Origin of the sequence: Sphingomonas sp. MJ1 (PH-R8), from assembly GCF_048058635.1 — a bacterium.
GTDB lineage: Bacteria > Pseudomonadota > Alphaproteobacteria > Sphingomonadales > Sphingomonadaceae > Sphingomonas.
Genome location: NZ_JBBEFX010000017.1, coordinates 40,444 through 59,307 on the forward strand (window position 1 = coordinate 40,444; position 18,864 = coordinate 59,307).

General features: G+C 69.0%; 21 protein-coding genes and 2 pseudogenes. 8 read left to right on the plus strand and 15 right to left on the minus strand.

The annotated features are described in order from the left end of the window. Positions 1–71: 71 nt before the first annotated feature. From VPH46_RS13475 to VPH46_RS13505, 7 genes are all read right to left on the minus strand, one after another. Positions 72–2,234, minus strand: coding sequence for a sodium-translocating pyrophosphatase (locus VPH46_RS13475; RefSeq protein ID WP_416611976.1), 2,163 nt, complete (start codon positions 2,232–2,234; stop codon positions 72–74). 585 nt (positions 2,235–2,819) lie between these two features. Then, positions 2,820–3,737 carry a thiamine-phosphate kinase gene (gene thiL / locus VPH46_RS13480; protein WP_416611978.1) on the minus strand — a complete coding sequence of 306 codons (918 nt, stop codon included), beginning with the start codon at positions 3,735–3,737 and terminating at the stop codon, positions 2,820–2,822. A gap of 31 nt (positions 3,738–3,768) precedes the next feature. Next, positions 3,769–4,284: a transcription antitermination factor NusB gene (nusB, locus tag VPH46_RS13485; protein WP_416611980.1), complete on the minus strand. Its 516-nt coding sequence runs from the start codon at positions 4,282–4,284 to the stop codon at positions 3,769–3,771. 41 nt (positions 4,285–4,325) lie between these two features. Further along, positions 4,326–5,612 (minus strand): histidinol dehydrogenase, encoded by a 1,287-nt coding sequence (hisD, locus tag VPH46_RS13490; protein ID WP_416611982.1) that lies wholly within the window; start codon positions 5,610–5,612, stop codon positions 4,326–4,328. Next, the gene (hisG, locus tag VPH46_RS13495; RefSeq protein ID WP_125959900.1) at positions 5,606–6,268 is read right to left on the minus strand and encodes an ATP phosphoribosyltransferase; all 663 of its coding nucleotides are present in this window, start codon (positions 6,266–6,268) and stop codon (positions 5,606–5,608) included. Before hisG ends, hisD begins: the two co-directional genes overlap by 7 nt. A gap of 60 nt (positions 6,269–6,328) precedes the next feature. Further along, the gene (locus VPH46_RS13500) at positions 6,329–7,036 is read right to left on the minus strand and encodes a glutathione S-transferase (protein ID WP_416611984.1); all 708 of its coding nucleotides are present in this window, start codon (positions 7,034–7,036) and stop codon (positions 6,329–6,331) included. 5 nt (positions 7,037–7,041) lie between these two features. Further along, the gene (locus tag VPH46_RS13505; RefSeq protein WP_416611986.1) at positions 7,042–7,326 is read right to left on the minus strand and encodes a BolA family protein; all 285 of its coding nucleotides are present in this window, start codon (positions 7,324–7,326) and stop codon (positions 7,042–7,044) included. Positions 7,327–7,361: 35 nt separating this feature from the next. On the opposite strand from VPH46_RS13505, the gene VPH46_RS13510 reads away from it, so the two are divergent. After that, on the plus strand, positions 7,362–7,967 hold the full coding sequence (locus tag VPH46_RS13510) for a DnaJ domain-containing protein (protein ID WP_132883130.1): 606 nt from the start codon (positions 7,362–7,364) through the stop codon (positions 7,965–7,967). A gap of 9 nt (positions 7,968–7,976) precedes the next feature. Here VPH46_RS13510 and VPH46_RS13515 read toward each other — a convergent pair whose 3' ends face one another. From VPH46_RS13515 to VPH46_RS13550, 8 genes and pseudogenes are all read right to left on the minus strand, one after another. After that, entirely contained in the window at positions 7,977–8,450 is a 474-nt protein-coding gene (locus VPH46_RS13515) for an SRPBCC domain-containing protein (protein ID WP_416611988.1), read from the minus strand. Next, positions 8,447–8,941 (minus strand): VOC family protein, encoded by a 495-nt coding sequence (locus VPH46_RS13520; RefSeq protein ID WP_416611990.1) that lies wholly within the window; start codon positions 8,939–8,941, stop codon positions 8,447–8,449. The genes VPH46_RS13515 and VPH46_RS13520 overlap by 4 nt, the downstream gene beginning before the upstream one ends. Continuing rightward, the gene (locus tag VPH46_RS13525; RefSeq protein WP_416612028.1) at positions 8,938–9,720 is read right to left on the minus strand and encodes a VOC family protein; all 783 of its coding nucleotides are present in this window, start codon (positions 9,718–9,720) and stop codon (positions 8,938–8,940) included. The genes VPH46_RS13520 and VPH46_RS13525 overlap by 4 nt, the downstream gene beginning before the upstream one ends. Positions 9,721–9,735: 15 nt before the next feature. After that, positions 9,736–10,131, minus strand: a pseudogene (locus VPH46_RS13530) (DUF1428 domain-containing protein); the annotation flags it as partial. An 18-nt stretch (positions 10,132–10,149) separates the two neighbouring features. Further along, a pseudogene (locus tag VPH46_RS13535) lies at positions 10,150–10,443 on the minus strand (DUF1428 domain-containing protein); the annotation flags it as partial. Then, positions 10,440–11,129: a glutathione S-transferase family protein gene (locus VPH46_RS13540; protein WP_416611992.1), complete on the minus strand. Its 690-nt coding sequence runs from the start codon at positions 11,127–11,129 to the stop codon at positions 10,440–10,442. The pseudogene VPH46_RS13535 and the gene VPH46_RS13540, both read right to left, overlap by 4 nt. Next, the gene (locus tag VPH46_RS13545) at positions 11,126–11,356 is read right to left on the minus strand and encodes a DUF4287 domain-containing protein (protein ID WP_416611994.1); all 231 of its coding nucleotides are present in this window, start codon (positions 11,354–11,356) and stop codon (positions 11,126–11,128) included. The genes VPH46_RS13540 and VPH46_RS13545 overlap by 4 nt, the downstream gene beginning before the upstream one ends. Before the next feature lies 1 nt (position 11,357). After that, complete coding sequence (locus VPH46_RS13550; RefSeq protein WP_416611996.1) at positions 11,358–11,780, minus strand: VOC family protein; 423 nt, start codon at positions 11,778–11,780, stop codon at positions 11,358–11,360. A gap of 85 nt (positions 11,781–11,865) precedes the next feature. Between VPH46_RS13550 and VPH46_RS13555 the strand changes: the two genes are divergently transcribed. The 7 genes from VPH46_RS13555 (at position 11,866) to VPH46_RS13585 (ending at position 18,855) form a co-directional block, all read left to right on the plus strand. Continuing rightward, positions 11,866–12,528 carry a winged helix-turn-helix transcriptional regulator gene (locus VPH46_RS13555; RefSeq protein ID WP_416611998.1) on the plus strand — a complete coding sequence of 221 codons (663 nt, stop codon included), beginning with the start codon at positions 11,866–11,868 and terminating at the stop codon, positions 12,526–12,528. A 60-nt stretch (positions 12,529–12,588) separates the two neighbouring features. Further along, positions 12,589–13,593: a cobaltochelatase subunit CobS gene (cobS, locus tag VPH46_RS13560; RefSeq protein WP_239435190.1), complete on the plus strand. Its 1,005-nt coding sequence runs from the start codon at positions 12,589–12,591 to the stop codon at positions 13,591–13,593. Positions 13,594–13,646: 53 nt separating this feature from the next. Further along, positions 13,647–13,925 carry a type II toxin-antitoxin system Phd/YefM family antitoxin gene (locus tag VPH46_RS13565; protein WP_132883139.1) on the plus strand — a complete coding sequence of 93 codons (279 nt, stop codon included), beginning with the start codon at positions 13,647–13,649 and terminating at the stop codon, positions 13,923–13,925. 3 nt (positions 13,926–13,928) lie between these two features. Further along, positions 13,929–14,315, plus strand: a complete 387-nt coding sequence (locus VPH46_RS13570) for a type II toxin-antitoxin system VapC family toxin (RefSeq protein WP_125959886.1) — start codon at positions 13,929–13,931, stop codon at positions 14,313–14,315. Then, complete coding sequence (cobT, locus tag VPH46_RS13575) at positions 14,315–16,144, plus strand: cobaltochelatase subunit CobT (RefSeq protein WP_416612002.1); 1,830 nt, start codon at positions 14,315–14,317, stop codon at positions 16,142–16,144. The genes VPH46_RS13570 and cobT overlap by 1 nt, the downstream gene beginning before the upstream one ends. Then, positions 16,141–16,398 carry a ribbon-helix-helix domain-containing protein gene (locus VPH46_RS13580; protein WP_125959884.1) on the plus strand — a complete coding sequence of 86 codons (258 nt, stop codon included), beginning with the start codon at positions 16,141–16,143 and terminating at the stop codon, positions 16,396–16,398. The genes cobT and VPH46_RS13580 overlap by 4 nt, the downstream gene beginning before the upstream one ends. Before the next feature lie 75 nt (positions 16,399–16,473). Further along, positions 16,474–18,855: a TonB-dependent receptor gene (locus VPH46_RS13585; protein ID WP_416612004.1), complete on the plus strand. Its 2,382-nt coding sequence runs from the start codon at positions 16,474–16,476 to the stop codon at positions 18,853–18,855. Positions 18,856–18,864 lie beyond the last annotated feature (9 nt).

Below are 18,864 nucleotides of genomic sequence, written 5' to 3' on the forward strand. Positions count from 1 at the left end.
GGGCCGCCGCACATCCGACGCGCCCGATATGGGGAGGCTGTTGCCCAAAGTCCACGCAGCGGAGGCGCGCCTCAGGCGCCGGCGAGGGCGGCGAGCAGCAGCAGCGCGACGATGTTGGTGATCTTGATCATCGGGTTCACGGCCGGACCAGCGGTGTCCTTGTAGGGATCGCCCACCGTGTCGCCGGTAACGGCGGCCATGTGCGCTTCCGATCCCTTGCCGCCGTAGTTGCCGTCCTCGATGTATTTCTTGGCATTGTCCCAGGCGCCGCCGCCCGAGGTCATCGAGATGGCCACGAACAGGCCGGAGACGATGACGCCGAGCAGCATTGCGCCGAGTGCCGCGAAGCCCTGCGCCTGGCCGGCGACCGCGGTGATGACGAAGTAGACGAGGATCGGCGAGAGCACGGGCAGCAGCGAGGGGACGATCATCTCCCGGATCGCGGCGCGGGTGACGATGTCGACGGTATGGGCATAGTTGGGGCGGCTGTTACCGGCCATGATGCCGGGATCGTCGCGGAACTGGCGGCGGACGTCCTCCACCACCGATCCGGCCGCGCGGCCGACCGCGGTCATGCCGAACGCGCCGAACAGATAGGGGAGCAGCGCGCCGAGCAGCAGCCCGACGATCACGTAGGGGTTGGAGAGCGAGAAATCGACGGCGAGGTCGGGGAAGAAGCGGTTGAGGTCGGTGGTGTAGGCGCCGAACAGCACCAGCGCCGCGAGGGCTGCGGAGCCGATCGCATAGCCCTTGGTCACCGCCTTGGTGGTGTTGCCGACGGCGTCGAGCGCATCGGTGCGCTGGCGGACGTTGTCGGGCAGGCCGGCCATCTCGGCGATGCCGCCCGCGTTGTCGGTGACCGGGCCATAGGCGTCGAGCGCCACCACCATCCCGGCGAGCGCCAGCAGCGCGGTGGCGGCAAAGGCGACGCCGATGATCCCGGCGAGTTGGTAGGATGCGATCACCGCGACGACGATCACCAGCGTGGGGAGCGCGGTGGACTCCAGGCCGATGGCGAGGCCCTGGATGACGTTGGTGCCGTGGCCGGTGGCCGACGCGCGCGCGATCGAGCGGACTGGGCGATAGCGGGTGCCGGTGTAATATTCGGTGATCCACACCAGCAGCGCGGTGACGCCCAGGCCGATCATCATGCACCAGAACAGGTCCATGCCGGTGAAGTGGGTGGACGCGGTGGCGGCGGTGCCGAGCGCGCCCTCGACCGTCAGCGCATCATCGAGCGGGTCCAGGAAGCCGGCGCCGCCGATCACCTGGTCGAGGTCGCCGAGCGTCCAGCGGCAGGCGAGATAGATGAGCGGGACCGCGAGCACGATCGTGGTCCACAGGCCCTTGTAGAGCGCGCCCATGATCGAGCCGGTGCGGCCGAGCCGGACCATGTAGGTGCCGGCAATCGAGGCGAGGATGCAGGCGCCGCCCACCACCAGCGGCAGCGCCATCAGCGCGAGCAACTCGGCCGAGGAGGCCTGCACCAGCAGCGCGATCGACACCATGGTGAGGCCCAAGGTGACGACATAGGTTTCGAACAGGTCGGCGGCCATGCCGGCGCAGTCGCCGACATTGTCGCCGACGTTGTCGGCGATGACGGCGGGGTTGCGGGGATCGTCCTCCGGGATGCCGGCCTCGACCTTGCCGACCAGGTCGGCGCCGACGTCGGCTGCCTTGGTGAAGATGCCGCCGCCCAGCCGCGCGAAGATGGAGATGAGCGAGGCACCGAAGGCGAGTGCGGTGAGCGCCTCGACCACTTCGCGGTCGTTGGGGGCGTGGCCGGCGATCGCGACCAGGTACCAGAAGAGGCCGGCGATCGCGAGCAGGCCGAGCCCTGCGACCAGCATGCCGGTGATGGCGCCCGAGCGGAAGGCGAGAGTGAGGCCGGCCTGGAGCGAGCGGCGCGATGCTTCTGCGGTGCGGACGTTGGCGCGGACGGAGATGGTCATGCCGACATAGCCAGCCGCGCCCGACAGCAGCGCACCGAGGACGAAGCCGGCTGCGGAAAGCAGGCTGACGGTTGGCACGAGGAGGATCGCGACGAGCACGCCGACGACGGCGACCGCGCGATACTGGCGCCCGAGATAGGCGCCGGCGCCCTCCTGGATCGCAGCGGCGATCGCCTGCATCCGCGCGTCGCCGGGGGAGGCGCGCAGCACCTGGCCGGCGGTGAACACGCCATAGAGAACGGCGATGACGCCGCATGCCATGGCGAAATAGACGATCGTCATACGCCCCTCCTGTCAGAAGGTGGCCCGGCGTTCGTGCGTCGGGTCTAACCCATCGGCGCGAGCATATGCCGTTGTGGCGGGAGCACAAGCAGGTTTGGGTGAGGGAACAGCGCCGCCGACTTCACGCGCCTCTCCTTCCGCTCGCTTCCCCTTCCGTTTGTCTCGAGCAGGGATCGAGCCTGTCGAGAGCCCGTGTCGAGAGAGCCGCGGCCGGTTTCTCGAGACGCCGTCTCGACAAGCTCGACGGCTCCTCGAAACGAACGGGGATGTCCGACCCCGCGGGGCGGTGACGACGCTGCGCATGCCCGTTCGTCCTGAGGTGCCATTGAGCGAAGTCGAAATGGCGTATCGAAGGACCGGCGCAGGTGCTTCGATACGGGTCTTCGACAGGCTCAGCCCCTACTCAGCACGAACGGTTCTCGCTCTAGCCACCGTGATGGGGCAGCCGATCCGTAGGCAACCCTGTACCCCGGCGAAGGCCGGGGCCCAGTTGGGGGACGGGAGCGAAGGTGCGAACCGTTACCGAGTGCGTCGCAACTGGATCCCGGCCTTCGCCGGGGTACGGGGTTCGGGGGTAGGCCTTGCCTATCCGCCGTGGTGTTGAAAGCCGAGCCGCGCTGGAAGCGGGATGGGGGCGCCGTTGTCGGTGAGGACGAGGCCGGGCTCGGCGTGGAAGCGCCCCACCTGGGTGGCGGGTACCGGCGGCGTGACGCCGGCCGGAAGCGCGAACAGCAGCTCGTAATCGTCACCCGCAGTCGCGGCGGCGAGGCGGGCGGCGGGGGAGTCGCCGGCGTGGCGGAGGAGGTCGGCGGAGCGGGGTACGTCGGCGAGGTCGATCGCGACGCCCAAGCCGCTGGCGGCGGCCATGCGGCTGGCGTCGAGCAGGAGGCCGTCGGATACGTCCATCATGGCGTGCACCACCGGTGCGAGCGTGCGGCCTTCCGCCAGGCGCGGGATGGGGCGGCGGTAGCGGTCGAGCAGCGCCGGCGGACCCTCGGCGCCGCGGGCGATGGCGAGGCCGGCACCGGCGTCGCCGATGGTGCCGGTGACCCACAGCGCGTCGCCTGCGCGCGCGCCGTTGCGGGCGGGGGTCGCGGCGCTGTGGCCGATCGCGGTCAGCGACAGGAAGCGCGGGCTGCCGGCCGGCTGGCGGACGGTGTCGCCGCCGAGCAGGGGGCAGTCGAAGGTGGCGAGCCCGGTGGCGAGTCCCGCGAGGAACGCGCGATCCCAGGCGTCATCGCCGAGCGGGTAGCCGAGCAGCACGCCGACCGGCGTCGCGCCCTTGGCGGCGAGGTCGGAGAGGTTGGTCGCCAGCAGCTTCCAGGCGACGGTGTCGGCGGGATCGTCGGGCAGGAAATGCACGCCCTCCACCAGCAGGTCGCTGGTGAGGACGGTGGCGGGGGTGGTCCCGGCGGGCAGCACCGCCGCGTCGTCCGTGAGCCCGCGCGCGGCGGGGTGGAGCGGCAGCGCGCGCAGCGCCTCCAGGAACTCGGCCTCGGTCATGCGGCGGTTCTGCCCCAGGCGGGGCAGCGCGTCACGCCTCCGGCGCTTCCGCAGGCGCGGCAGAGCCGCCGCGCACGGTCTTGGCGACGCCGTCGAGCAGGCCGTTTACGAAGCCCTTTTCGCGGCGGTCGTAAAAGGCGTCGGCGACGTCGATATACTCGCTGATGACGGCGGCGGCGGGCACGTCAACGCGGGCGATCAGCTCATAGGTGCCGGCGCGCAGGATCTGGCGCATCGGCTTGTCGAGGCGGTCGAGCGACCAGCCTTCGGAAAGCTTGGCGGTGATGGCGCGGTCGATCTCCTCGCGGCGGGCGTCGACGCCACGCACCACGTCGTCGAAGAAGGCGATGTCCGCTTCGGCATATTCGACGCCCTCGATGGTCGCGCCCAGGCGGTGCTGGTGGAACTCGTGCAGCAGCGTCGGGATCGGCGTGCCCTCCATCTCCTGCTGGTAGAGCGCCTGGACGGCAGCGAGACGCGCGGCAGCGCGGGCCTGGCGGAGCGCACGGGGGCGAGGATTGGGCGTGGTCATGATCAGGTCGTCCATTGGCCGGGGCGCAAGGAGAATGCGCGCGCCGGCGAGAAAGTTCAGGAAAGGCGGATCGCGACCGAGCGGGCGTGGGCGGGAAGCCCCTCCGCCTCGGCCAGCGTGACTGCGGCCGGGCCGATACGCCCAAGTGCCGCAGCATCCAAGCCCAAGAAGCTGGTGCGCTTCATGTAATCGAGTACCGACAGCCCGGACGCAAAGCGCGCGCGGCGGCCGGTGGGCAGCACGTGGTTGGGGCCGGCGACGTAATCGCCGACCGCCTCGGGCGTGTGGCGGCCGAGGAAGACGGAGCCGGCGTTGCGCACACGGTCGAACAGCGGCTCGGGATTGTCGACGGCAAGCTCGAGATGCTCGGGCGCGAGGCGATCGACCAGCGGCATCGCCTGGTCGAGGCGTTCGACGAGCACGATCGCGCCGTTCGCGTCCCAGCTGTCGCGGGCGACGGCTTTGGTGGCGAGGGTGGCGATCTGGCGATCGACCGCCTCGGCCACGGCATCGGCGAACAGCGCGTCGTCGGTGAACAGGATCGACTGGCTGGTGGGGTCGTGCTCGGCCTGGCTGAGCAGGTCGGCGGCGATCCATTCGGGGTCGTTGGCGCCGTCCGCCACCACGACGATCTCGGACGGGCCGGCGACCATGTCGATGCCGACGACGCCGTAGAGCTGGCGCTTAGCCTCCGCGACCCAGGCATTGCCCGGACCGGTGACGACGTCGACCGGCTTGATGCGTTCGGTGCCATAGGCGAGCGCGGCGATCGCCTGCGCGCCGCCGATGCGCCAGACCTCGTCCACGCCCGCAAGCGCGGCGGCGGCGAGGACGAGCGGATTGACCACGCCATCGGGGGTGGGCGTCACCATCACCAGCCGCTCGACGCCCGCGACCTTGGCGGGGACCGCGTTCATGAGCACGGAAGAGGGATAGGCGGCGCGGCCGCCGGGCACATAGACGCCGGCTGCCTGGACGGCGCGCCAGCGGGCGCCCAGGCGGACGCCGGCGTCGTCCACACTGTCGCTGTCGGCGGGACGCTGCTTGGCGTGGTAGGCGACGATGCGGTCGTGGGCGAGTTCGAGCGCGGCGCGCAGATCGGGGGCGAGCCCTTCGAGCGCGGCGATGCAATCGGCCTGCTCGATGCGCCAGCCAGTCTCTTCCGGATCGTGGCGGTCGAAGCGGCGGGTGAAGGCGGCGAGCGCGGCATCCCCCTCGTCGCGCACGGCGGCGAGGATCGCGCGCACGTCGCGGGCGACATCGGCGTCGGCCTCGCGGCGGGAGTCGACGAGCTCGGCGAAGCCGCGCTCGAAGTCGAGGTCGGTGAAGTCGAGCCTCAGCATGCGGTCTTCTCCATCACCGCACGGCGGAACGCGTCCACCAGCGGTACCACGTCGGGACGGGTCTTGAAGGCGGCGCGGTTGGCGACGAGGCGCGAGCTGACCTCGGCGATCACCTCGACCTCGACCAGGCCGTTTTCCTTGAGCGTACGGCCCGAGGAGACGAGGTCGACGATGCGCGGCGCGAGGCCGAGCACGGGGGCGAGCTCCATCGCGCCGTTCAACTTCACGCACTCCGCCTGCACGCCGCGGCGGGCGAAGTGCTGGCGGGTGACGTGCGGATATTTGGTGGCGACGCGCACATGGCTCCAGCCGCGCGGATCATCGTGCTCGGCCATGCCGGCGGGTTCGGCGACCGAGATGCGGCAATGGCCGATGCCGAGATCGACCGGCGCGTAGAGCTCCGAATATTCGAACTCGGCAAGCACGTCGGAGCCGACGATGCCGAGCTGGGCGGCGCCGTGCGCGACGAAGGTCGCCACGTCGAACGCGCGTACGCGGATCAGGTCCACGGCGGGCGTGTTGGTGCGAAAGCGCAGCGCGCGGCTGCCCTCGTCCGAAAAGGCGGGTTCCGGCACGATGCCGACGGCCGCGAGCAGCGGCAGCGCCTCTTCGAGGATGCGCCCCTTGGGGACGGCGAGAATGAGCGGATCGGTCATGAGCGGCGCGGCTTTACTTGGGGTGCGCGACCGGCGCAACTCGGCCGGGCCCGGCCGGGATCACGCGCCATCGAGTTCGGGATAGTGGCGGAAGATGCCGTCCTCGTTGAACGACAGGCGTCGATCGCTCGCAAGATAGGCGGCGACGCCCGGCAGGGAGCGGACGAGGCCATGGATCTTGAGCAGCGCGGGATAGGCGTGCTCGATCGCCGCCATGCGCTGCGGGAACATGTAGCGCAGCCCCTCGATCAGCTGGAACAGCGAGGTGTCGGCATAGGTCCAGCGATGATCGATCAGCCATTCGCCGGGGTTCGCCTGTGCCGCGCCGTCGAAGTGCTGGAGGAACTTCGGGATGCGCTCGGCCCGGAACTGTTCGGCGGCGCGCAGCGCCTCCGCCTTCTGGTCCTCGTAATATTCGCCCATGGCGACGGGATGGTGGATGTTGTGCACCTCCGCCACCATGTCCGCGATGGTGAGCTGGAGCTGGTGGAGCCACAGCCGGTCGGAAAGGCGCGAGGGCGCCAGGTCGTGGTGCTCGCCAAGATAGAGCAGGATGTTGGCGGTCTGCGCGATTACGAAACCCTGGAGCTCGAGATAGGGCGGGGCGAAGGGCGGGCGCTGGGTGTAGCGGGCCATGTCGTCGACCAGCGCCTGAGTGCCGCGTTCGCGGGCGCAGTCACAATAGTCGATACCGGCCGCTTCCAGTGCCAGGCGCACGAACTCGCCGCGACCCTGGATCTCAGGCCAGTACCAAAGATTGTACGACATCGGCGCTACTCTCCTGGAGCGCGGGCCCGGATTGCCAGCGCGTGGACTCGGTCTATGAGCAGGTCGGACAGGGCCTGGTTCACCAGCCGCTGGCGCTCAACGCGCGAGCGGCCCGCAAAGGCCCGGCTTTCGACCACGACGGTGAAGTGGGATTCGCCGGTGCCGTTGTCGCCGCTGTGGCCGGCGTGGCGGCCGCTGTCGTTGATGACCTCCAGATGCGTGGGGTCGAGCGCCTCGGTCAGGCGAGCGGTGATTTCGGAGGCGATGGGGCCGGTAGCGGTGGTCTGCATCGCGCCTATATAGTGGGTTTGCATGAGGGAGTCGCGTGGCACGCGAGAAGATCGGGAAGGACCGGCCGAACACGCGGTTCCATGGTCGAGTGGAGAGTGGGCGGGCCTGTGAGGCACCGGGGTGCGTCGAGGCGGGCGAGTTTCGCGCGCCGCCGCTGGAGGGCGCGCCGCAGGGCAGCGACCGACCGGCGGGCTATCGCTGGTTCTGCCTGGACCACGTCCGCCAGTTCAACGCCGGCTATAACTATTTCGCGGGCATGACCGTCGAGGAGATCCACGACGCCCAGCGGCCCTATGCCGGCTGGGAGCGGGAGACGCGTGCCTTTGCGAGCGCGGGCGGCGACCGTGGGCCGCGCTGGGCGGACTTCGCCGATCCGCTCGATGCGATCGGCGCGAAGTTCAAGGCGAACGTCCGTGCCGAGCGCAAGGACGGGCGGCCGCTGACGCCGGGCGACCGATCGGCGCTGAAGGTCATGGGGCTGGAGGTGGATGCCGACCGCACGGCGCTGCGCAAACGCTACAGCGAGCTGGTGCGGCAGTATCATCCGGACCGCAACGGCGGCGATCGAAGCCATGAAGGGGCGCTGCAAAAGGTCATCGCCGCCTATCAGCAGCTCAAGGGGTCGGCGGCCTTCGCCTGACGGCATCGGTCATGCCTTTGCCGGTAACCCGGACACCCGGCGGGCGACTGCCTCCAGCTGCGCCGCGACGGCGAGCCAGCCGTCCTCGAAGCCCATCGCGCGGTGCGTCTCGCAGTCGTCCGCCGTCCAGTGGCGGGCGGCCGCGCGGTAGCGGGTGCCCGTGCCTTCGGGCGTGAACTCGAACAGTCCGATGAAGGGGAAGGGGTTGCCGGGCTGGGGACGCCAGCCGGGGAGGAGCGCGTTGGTGAACACCACGCGCTGCTGAGGGATGGCTTCCAGGATCAGGCCTTCGTCGTCGTGACGCTCGCCGTCCGGGCTGATCATCGTCGTCGCGAAGCGGCCGCCGGCTTGGAGTTCCAGCGCGTGGAGCTCGGTGCGCCACGGCAGCGGGCACCACCATTCCTCCAGATGCTCGCGCCATGCCTGCCAGATGGCGGTGACGGGCGCGTCGAGGACACGTTCGATGGCGAGCTCATGATTCATACGGCGTCTCCGCGTCGTGCCGCCTCGATCGCGGCGATGTCGATCTTCACCATGCCCATCATCGCCTGCATCACGCGGGCGGCGGCGGCCGGATCGGGATCGGCCAGCCCGTCCATCAGGGCACGCGGGACGATCTGCCAGCGGACGCCCCAGCGGTCGCGGCACCAGCTGCAGGCGATCTCCGTGCCGCCGCCCTGGATGATGGCGTCCCAATAGCGATCGGTTTGCGCCTGATCCTCGGTCATCAGCTGGAAGGAGATCGCGTCGGTGAAAGCCACGCCCGCCCCGCCGTTGAGCGCGAGAAAGGTGCTGCCGGCGATGGTGAAGCCGACCGTCAGCACGTCGCCCGCCTTGCCCGCCGGCCAATCGGTGGTGGCACGGTGGATGTCGGTGATGCGGCTGTCGTCGAAGCTGTCGACATAGAAGCGGGCGGCCTCCTCCGCGCAGCCGTCGTACCAGAGGCAGGCGACGACCTTCGCCGCGGTGCTCATGCTGCGGCCCTGGCCCCGGCGACGACGCCGAACAGGGCCCCATGGGGATCGCTGGCGACGATGATGCGCTCGTCGCCGGGCACGTCCATCGGGCCCATGTGGACGATGCCGCCGGACGCCACCACTGCGGCCGCGGCGGCGTCGATGTCGGCCGCGCGGAAGTAGAATTGCCAGGCGGGGGGCGGGGCATCGGCGGGGCGCTGCATGATCGCGCCGATCGTCTCGCCGCCCGCCTCGACGAAGACATAGTCGCCCATCGCGCCCATCGGCATGCGATCGGGATAGGCCCAGCCGAACACCTCGGCATAGAAGGCGAGGGCGCCGGCCTGGTCGGGTGTCGTCAGCTCGTTCCAGCCGCACTTGCCCGGGCCGTTCGCCTGCCAGGCATGGCTCGCCTCGTCCATTTCGCCGCGCATCACGTAGAAGGGGATGCCCTGCGGGTCGGCCACCAGTGAGAAGCGGCCGACGCCCTCCATCGTCTGCGGCGGGACGTGCACGCTGCCGCCGAGCGTCTGGATCCTGGCGACGGTCGCATCGACGTCGTCCACCCCGACGTAAAACAGCCAGCCGGGACGGGCGCCGCCGGCTTCCATCTCGGGCGCCAGGCGCATCATGCCGCCGACCTGCCCCTGGCCGGTGTCGAGCAGCCGATAATCCAGCGCCGAAGACATGGGGGCGCCCACGCTCCAGCCGATCACCGCTTCGTAGAAGCCGCGTGCAGCGTCGGGATCGGGGGTGAGCAGTTCGTACCAGATCGGAAAGCCGTGCGGATTGCGCATGGGATGCTCCCATTGGTCGAGGATGGGCAGGAAGCCGCCGAAGATCATGCGCTTGCCGTCGAACGGGACGGTGCCGGGATCCTGCATGCGCGGATCGGCCATCACCTTGGCCTGACCGGCGTCGCGCACTTCCCTGGAGGGCCATTCGATCCAAGCGAACACCACCTTTTCGCCATCCGTGACCTTGGTCGCGCGGTTGAAGTCGGTGACCTTGCCGTCCGGCAGGTCGTCGCCCCAGGCCTCCACCACGCGGATGGCGCCATGTTCGAGGAAGACCGGCGCCGCCCGGCGCGCCAGATCGAAGAAGGCGTCCTTCTGGTCGGGTGCCACGGGGATCAGGAAGCCGTCGACATAGCCGGTGGTGCCGCCGGGCCCCTCGTCGACCAGCGGGTCGAAGCCGGCGAAGATCATGCGGCTGCCGTCGAACGGCATCTCGGCCATGTCCTCCATGCGCGGGTCGTTCATCATCGCAGTGAGCGCCGCATCATAGGCGGCCTGATCGGCATATTCGATCCAGCTGAACACGACGGTCTCGTCGTGCTTTGCCTGCACCGCGCCCCGGAAGTCGGTGACCGTGCCGTCGGGCACGTCATCGCCCCAGGCCTCGACCATCCGGCGGGCGCCGAACTCCTTGAACAGCGGCAGCGCCTGGGCGGCATGGTCGCGGTAGGCGTCACGATTGGCGGTGGGCACCGCGGCGACGAAGCCCTGGATGAAGGTCATGCGTCCTCTCCCTGCATGGCGAGCATCGCCGCGGATTGCGGCGGCTGCCCGGTGAAGCCCTTCTGCTGCGCGTCGAGCGCGCGTCCGAACGCGGGCCGCGCCTCTCCGCGGGCGACATAGGCGGCGAGCGCCGGATGCGCCTCGACCAAGCCGCTGCCGCGCAACTGGCGAAGCGTGCAGACCATCATCAGGTCCCCGGCGGAGAAGTCGCCGTCGAGCCAGGTGGCCTCCCCCAGCCGCGTGGCGAGGTCGCCGAGCCGGTCCTGCACACGGGCGCGCACCACCGGCAGCCGGTCCTTCGCCCAGGGCATGTCGCGCTCGAACAGCGACGCCATGCCGAAGTCGGCGATCGGCAGCTCGACGCTGTTGAGCGCGGCGAACATCCATTGGATCGCGCGGGCTCGGGGCGCGGGGTCGGCGGGAAGCAGGCCGCTGCCGCTCTCCGCGATGTGCAGCACGATCGCGCCGGATTCGAACAGCACCAGATCGCCGTCCTCATAGGTCGGCACCTGTCCGAACGGCTGGAGCGCGCGGTGGGCCGACTCCTTCTGGCTTCCCTGCGGGAGGTATCGGACGGTGTAGGGCCGCCCGGTCTCCTCCAGCGCCCAGCGTACCGGCAGGTCGCGCACCAGGCCGCGCGCGAAATCGGGGACCCAGTCATAGGCGGTGATCACGGGCGGGGTCATGCGTCTCCCTCCTTCTTCATGCCCTTCAGCAGGGCGTAGATCGCCGTCGCGTGGCCGTGTCCCAGGCCGAAGTCGGCCTTCAGCCAGTCGGTGACCTCGGTCGCCTTCACCCCCGGCGCGATGCCGCCTTCGCTGGTGAGGCCGCGGGTCGCCGCAAGCGCGCGGAAGTCCGCAGGCGTCTTGCCGGTGTTGCGCTCGATCGTGTCGAGATAGGCCTGGAAGGACATGTCACGCCTCTGCCGGCTGGGCGCGGGTCGCCGCCGCCATGTCCATGGTGAACGGGCCCCAGCCATGGCCGTCGAGATCGTCGAAGGCGCGGCTGTACATGAAGCCGAGATCCTCGGGCTCGTGCATCTCCGTGCCTCCGGCGGCGATCGCGGCCTGGGTGATCGCGTCCACCTCCGCCCGGCTGTCGAAGGAGAGTGCGAGCAGGGCGCCGCTGTGCGTGCGCGCCTCGATGATCTGCTTGTTCGTGAAGGTCCGGTAGAAGGCATGGTCGAGCAGCATGACGTAGATGCTGTCCGACCAGACCATGGCCGAGGCCTGTTCGTTGCAGAAGGTCGGGTTCTTTTCGAAGCCGATCGCTTCGTAGAAGGCGGTGGCCTTGGCCACATCGGCAACCGGCAGGTTCACGAAGATCGCGCGGGGCATCAGACATCCTCTCCGACTCGTTGTTTGACCAGCATGCCGCTGCTACTTATCTTTGACAACTATGGAGTCACAAAAAATAACTGGCGTGGAAAAGCGGTGGTACGACGACGCCTGTGGCGCGGCGTTGGGGATGGAGTTCGTCGGCGAGCGCTGGGCGCTGCTCATCATGCGCGAGCTGTTGCTGGGGCCGCGGCGGTTCGGCGAATTGCGCAGTGGGTTGCCGGGACTGAGCGCCAACGTGCTAACCCAGCGGCTCGCCTCGCTGGAGCGATCGGGGATCGTGCGACGCTACCGGCTACCGTCCCCCGCGAACGTGCACGTCTATGAGTTGACCGCCTGGGGACGGGAGAGCGAGCCGGTGATCCTGGCGCTCGCGCGCTGGGCGCTGCGCTCCCCGGCGCACGACCCCAGCCTGCCGTTCTCGCCCGTGTCGCTGCTGCTGTCGCTGCGCATGCTGCTGGTGCCCGACCGGGCGGGCGACTGGCAGGCGGCGGTCGGCATCCGCACCGGCGAGGAGACGTTCGAGGCGCGGCTGGCGCAGGGCGAGCTGAAGGTGGCGCGCGGACCGGTGGATGGCACGGAGACGGTGCTTTCGGGTACGCCCTCCGCCTTCCTGCCGGTGATCTACGGCGGCATGCCGTTGGCAGCCGCCGAGAAGGCGGGAATGCTGCGCGTCGAAGGGAACCGTGCGGTCGCGGAGCGGTTCGTCACTCTCTTCGCCCTGCCGGACAAGGTGGCCGTTGAGTAAGGGCCCGCGTTCGTCCTAAAGCGGGTCCCAAGCCCCCGGCGAAGGGCACGAAAGGCTTTCATGACCAGCACCTCCGACCTCCAGCTCGACCGCAGCCAGACCACCGTCCTCGACGCACCGGACCGCACCGTGGAGGTGCGCGAGGTGTTCGGCATCGACACGGACATGAAGGTGCCGGCCTTCAGCATCGCCGACGAACGCGTTCCGGATGCCGATCCCGCCTATGTGTTCGATCCGGACACCACGCTCGCGATCCTGGCGGGCTTTGCGTACAACCGCCGCGTGATGGTGCAGGGCTATCACGGCACCGGCAAGTCGACGCACATCGAGCAGGTGGCGGCACGGCTCAACTGGCCGTCGATCCGCATCAACCTGGACGCGCACATCAGCCGTATCGACCTGATCGGGCGCGACGCGATCGTGCTGAAGGACGGGCAGCAGGTCACCGAGTTCCGAGAGGGGCTGCTCCCCTGGGCGCTGCAGACGCCGACCGCGCTGGTGTTCGACGAATATGACGCCGGTCGACCGGACGTGATGTTCGTGATCCAGCGCGTGCTGGAGACGGAGGGCAAGCTGACGCTGCTCGACCAGAACCGCGTGATCCGCCCGAACCCCTATTTCCGGCTGTTCGCGACCGCCAACACGGTGGGCCTGGGCGACACCAGCGGGCTGTATCACGGCACCCAGCAGATCAACCAGGGCCAGATGGACCGCTGGAACATCGTGGTGACGCTCAACTACCTGCCGGCCGAGACCGAGGCGAACATCGTGCTCGCCAAGTCGGGCGAATACGACCAGGCCGGCGGCAAGGAGACGGTGCAGAAGATGGTCCGCGTGGCCGAGCTCACGCGCCGCGGCTTCATCAACGGCGACATTTCGACCGTGATGAGCCCGCGCACCGTCATCACCTGGGCGCAGAACGCGTTGATCTTCAAGGACGTGGGCTTCGCCTTCCGCCTGTCGTTCCTCAACAAGTGCGACGAGGCAGAGCGCGGGCTGGTGGCGGAATATTACCAGCGCGTGTTCGGCAAGGACCTGCCGGAAAGCGTGGCGAAGAAGGGTTGAACCCCGGAAGGGGGTGGACTAACTCATTGGTCCACCCCACGTGGAGGCGCGCGATGGCCGAGGCCGACCCGCACAAGATCTACAACGTCCACGAGGCGAAGACCCACTTCTCCCGGCTGATCGACCGTGCGCATGCGGGCGAGGAGATCGTGCTTGCCAAGGCCGGGGTGCCCTATGCCAAGCTGGTGCCGGTGGCGCCACCCAAGCAGGAGCCGCGCCGCCCCGGCCGGTTCGCGCACCTGCGCAAGGACGTACCCAGCGACATCTGGTTCGAGCCCGAATACAGCGATGCCGAGCTCGACCGCTTCGCGGGCACGTTGGCGGATCTCTGACGCTTGGCCTATCTGCTCGACACGCATGCGCTGATCTGGTGGTGGCTTCAGGATCCGAAGCTCTCGCAAGCGGCTGAGGACGCGATCGCAAGCCGGGCGGCACGCGTGTTCGTGAGCCCGATCTCCGCATTCGAGATCGCGCTGAAGGTACGTCAGAGTCGCCTGGCGGCAATGGCCGAGCCGCTTCGGCAATTTGAGGACGCCGTGGCGGCGGACGGCATGACGCACCTGCCGCTGCGGCACGACCATTGCCGCACGGCCGGGTTGATGGAGAGCGAGCATCGCGATCCGTTCGACCGGCTGATCGCGGCGCAGGGCCTGACGGAAGGCCTGATTGTGATCACAAAGGACCCGCAGTTTGCGGCGTTCGGATGCGAGACGCTTTGGTAATGGCGACGGACACGCTTCTCGACCAGTTCCGCGACGCACTGCGGGGCACCGCGCGCGCGCTTTCGGGCGATGCGGAGGTGGAGCTTGGCTTCACCGCCGATGCGCCGGCGGCGTCCGGGCGGCACATCAAGGTGCCGATGCCGGCACGCGCGCTGCCGCCCGAGCAGGTGGCCGAGGCGCGCGGCTTTGCCGACGGCTTCGCGCTTCGCATGCGGCTGCACGACCATGCGCTGCATGCCCGCAATGCCCCGGCCGATGCGGTCGCGCGCGCGGTGTTCGATGCGGCCGAGACCGCGCGTGTCGAGGCGCTGGGGTCCGAGGGCTATGCCGGCATCGCCGACAACCTGGACCAGGCGCTGGCGATGCGGCTGCGCTCCGACCCGCTCGCGCGGGCGCGCACCCGCGCCGAGGTGCCGCTGTCGACCGCGGTCGGCCTGATGGTGCGCGAGCGGCTGACGGGCAAGCTGCCGCCGGCATCGGTGGCCCCTGGCATGGCACTGGTGCACGACTGGATCGAGGAGCGGGCCGGCGAGGCGCTCGATGCGCTGGCGGCGACGGTGGGCGACCAGGCGGCGTTTGCGCGGGCGACCACGCGCATGCTCGAGGGGCTGGAGCTGGTGCAGGGCGAGGTGGAGCCCGAGGACAGCGACGAGGGCGGCGAGGAAGACGAGAGCACCGAGGATCAGTCGCAGGACGAGGGCGAAGACGGCGAGGCCGAAGAGCAGCCCGGCGGTGAGGGCGAGGTAGAGGCGCGCGGGGAGGACCGGCGCGACCAGGACGCGGGCGGCGAGGGCGAGGAGCGGTACGACGACGCCGCCGAGGACGGCGAGGGCGAGCCCGGCGACGAGGGCGAGGGCATGATGCCGGTGCGCCCGAACCGCAACTGGTCCGACCAGCCGGCGCAGTTCGACTACAAGGCGTTCACGACCGCGTTCGACGAGGTGGTGGCGGCAACCGAGCTGTGCGACTCCGACGAGCTCGATCGGCTGCGCGCCTATCTGGACCAGCAGCTGATCCAGCTGCAGGGCGTCGTGACGAAGCTCGCCAACCGGCTGCAACGCCGGCTGATGGCGCAGCAGTCGCGCAGCTGGGACTTCGACCAGGAAGAGGGGATGCTCGACGCGGCCCGGCTGGCGCGCGTCGTCATCAACCCCGGCCAGTCGCTGTCGTACAAGATCGAGCGCGAGGCCGAGTTCCGCGACACGGTGGTGACGCTGCTGATCGACAATTCGGGGTCGATGCGCGGGCGGCCGATCTCGATCGCGGCAATCAGCGCCGACATCCTGGCGCGCACGCTGGAGCGGGTGGGCGTCAAGGTCGAGGTGCTGGGCTTCACGACGCGTGCCTGGAAGGGCGGCCAGTCGCGCGAGGCGTGGCTGGCGGCAGGGCGCCCGCCGCAGCCGGGGCGCCTGAACGACATCCGCCACATCGTCTACAAGCAGGCGGACGAGCCCTGGCGCCGCGCGAAAAAGGCGCTGGGCCTGATGATGCGCGAGGGGCTGCTCAAGGAGAACATCGACGGCGAGGCGCTGCTGTGGGCGCACAGTCGGCTGATCGCCCGGCCGGAGGACCGCAAGGTGCTGATGGTCATCTCCGACGGCGCGCCGGTCGACGACTCCACCCTGTCGGTGAATTCGGGCAGCTATCTGGAGAAGCACCTGCGGCAGGTGATCGGCTGGATCGAGGGGCGCTCGCCCGTCGAGCTGGTGGCGATCGGCATCGGCCATGACGTGACGCGTTGGTATTCGCGCGCGGTGACGATCATGGACGCCGAGCAGCTGGCCGGCACGATGATCGACCAGCTCGCCGCCCTGTTCGACACGCCGTGAAGGACGTGGAGCCGCCGGCGGGCGGCTTCGCCGGGCCGGTCAAGCGATCGGTGACGATCGCCGGGCACCAGACCTCCATCAGCCTGGAGCCGCTGTTCTGGCAGACGCTGGAACGGGCGGCCGCGGCGCGTGCCCTGCCGCTCAACGCGCTGATCGCGGCCATCGACGCCGCCCGCATCCAGTCTAACGATCCGCCCAACCTCGCCAGTGCGCTGCGCTCCTGGCTGCTCAGCGACATCTTGATACAAAGCTGATAGTTAGTCGCAATAGCGTTGACTCTGCAAACTCCTCGCAATAGCAGTGCTGCAACTGCATTGGGGGGAAACTACTTGAAACAGCGCATCGCTGCCCGGACATCGGGCGCCACCTTCCTGGCGCTTTCCTGCGTCGGCTTCATCGCCTCCAGCCCGGCTGCCGCCGCTCCTGCGGATCCCGTCGTGAAGCATGGTACGACCGAGCCGGACGACCAGATCCTGCGCACTGACGAGGTCGTGGTGACCGGCGAAGTCTATTCGCCCCGCCAGGAGAGCCCGAAGAACACCCGCAAGGTCCGCGACATGCCGCAGACCGTGACGGTGATCACCAACGAGACCATCGAGCAGCAGAATCTGCTGACGCTGCGCGACGTGCTGACGACGGTGCCGGGCATCACCTTTGGCGCGGGTGAGGGCGGCGCCGGCTTTGGCGACGCGATCAACCTGCGCGGCTATTCGGCCAACAGCGACATCACCCAGGACGGCGTGCGCGACAGCGCGCAATATACCCGCACGGATTCGTTCAACCTGGAACAGCTGGAGGTCGTGAACGGCGCAAACTCGGTCTATGCCGGATCGGGCTCGGTCGGCGGATCGATCAACCTGGTGACCAAGCGCCCGCTGGCGATCGACCGCACGGTGGTGACCGGCGGCATCGGCACGGACGACTATTACCGCGGCACCGTGGACACCAACGTCCGGGTCAGCGACCTGGTCGCGGTGCGGCTGAACGCGATGGCGCACAAGAACGACGTGCCCGGCCGCGACGTGGAGAACTACCGCCGCTGGGGCCTGGCGCCGTCGGTGACGATCGGGATCGAGGGGCCGACGCGGCTGACCTTCCAGTACCTCCACCAGGAGGACGAGAACATCCCGCAGTACGGCGTTCCGTACTACATCAACGCGACGAACGACGGGCCGCTGCCGGGCGTCGACCGCAGCAGCTATTACGGCTTCCGCAACATCGACACGCAGGAAAGCAACGTCGACCAGTTCACCGCGACCTTCGAGCACGAGTTCAGCGACCGGGTGAGCATCCGCAACCTCACGCGCTGGCAGGACGTGCGCCAGTTCACGCTGGTTGATCCGCCGCAGGGGACGTTCTGCCTGGCCTCCGGCTTGCTGGCGACGGGCGCTGCATGCCCGGCGACCACCCCGGCGGGCTTCTACCTGCCGTCGGGACCGCGCGGAAACACGCGCGACACCCGCAACCAGCTGGCGTTCAACCAGACCGACCTGCGCGCGGTGGTGGACACCGGGGGCATCGAGCACACCATCACCCTGGGTGCGGCGGTCAGCTGGGAGAAGTTCTTCCTGTCGAGCGGCAATTCGCTGCGCAACCCGGACGGATCGACGCCCTTCACCAGCCTGCCGCTGATGTCGATCGGTAACCCGAACGACGTGGTGACCGGGCCGGCCGGCTTCACCTATGGCAACAACGTCTACGACGGGCCGGTGAACTTCATCCCCAGCGCGCGCCAGACCGGGGTGCTGGAGAACTACGCCGCCTACTTCTTTGACGCGATCAAGTTCTCGGATCATTTCGAGATCAACGGCGGTGTCCGCTACGAGCACAACAAGGGCTGGAACCGTAGCGACGTCGTGCAGGCGACGAGCACCGGTGCGGTGCCGCTGGGCACGGTCACGCCGGGCCAGCGCCTCGACAACAAGGACAATCTGTTCTCGTACCGCATCGGCGCGGTCTACAAGCCGGTCGAGGCGGTCAGCCTTTACGCCGCCTATGGCAATTCGGAGACGCCGTCGAAGACCTCGGTCAACGGTTCGTGCACCGAAGCCACCTGCAACGTGAAGCCGGAGAGCGCCAAGAACTACGAGATCGGCGCCAAGGCGGAGCTGTCGGACGGGCGCCTGCTGCTGACCGCGGCCGTGTTCCGCAACGAGCGCGACCAATACAAGGTCGCCACGGGTGATCCGACGATCCCTGAGCAGCAGCTCGACGGCAAGTCGCGTGTCGACGGGATCGCGCTGGGCGCCGTCGGCCGGATCACGCCCGCGTGGACGATCACCGCCAACTACACCTATCTCGACAGCGAGGTGCTGCGCAGCATCGCCCGCAACTCGCCCCCCGGCACGATCGACCCGCAGCGCGGCAATCCGCTCACCAACACGCCCGAGCATTCCGGCAGCCTGTTCACCACCTATCGCCTGCCGTTCGGGCTGCAGCTGGGCTATGGGCTGACCTATCAGGGCAGCTACTACCTCAGCAACAGCACGCCGGACGCCGCCACCGTGCTGTACAAGGTCGACGACTATCTCGTGCACAACGCCTATCTGGCGTACGACTTCACGCCGAACTTCTCCGCACAGCTGAACGTCAAGAACGTGGGCGACACGGAATATTACACCCGCGTGCGCAACAACGCCTCGACCGGCGTGGGCTGGGCGACGCCGGGCGAAGCACGGTCCGCGGTGCTGACGCTCAGCTACCGCATGTAAGCAAGACCC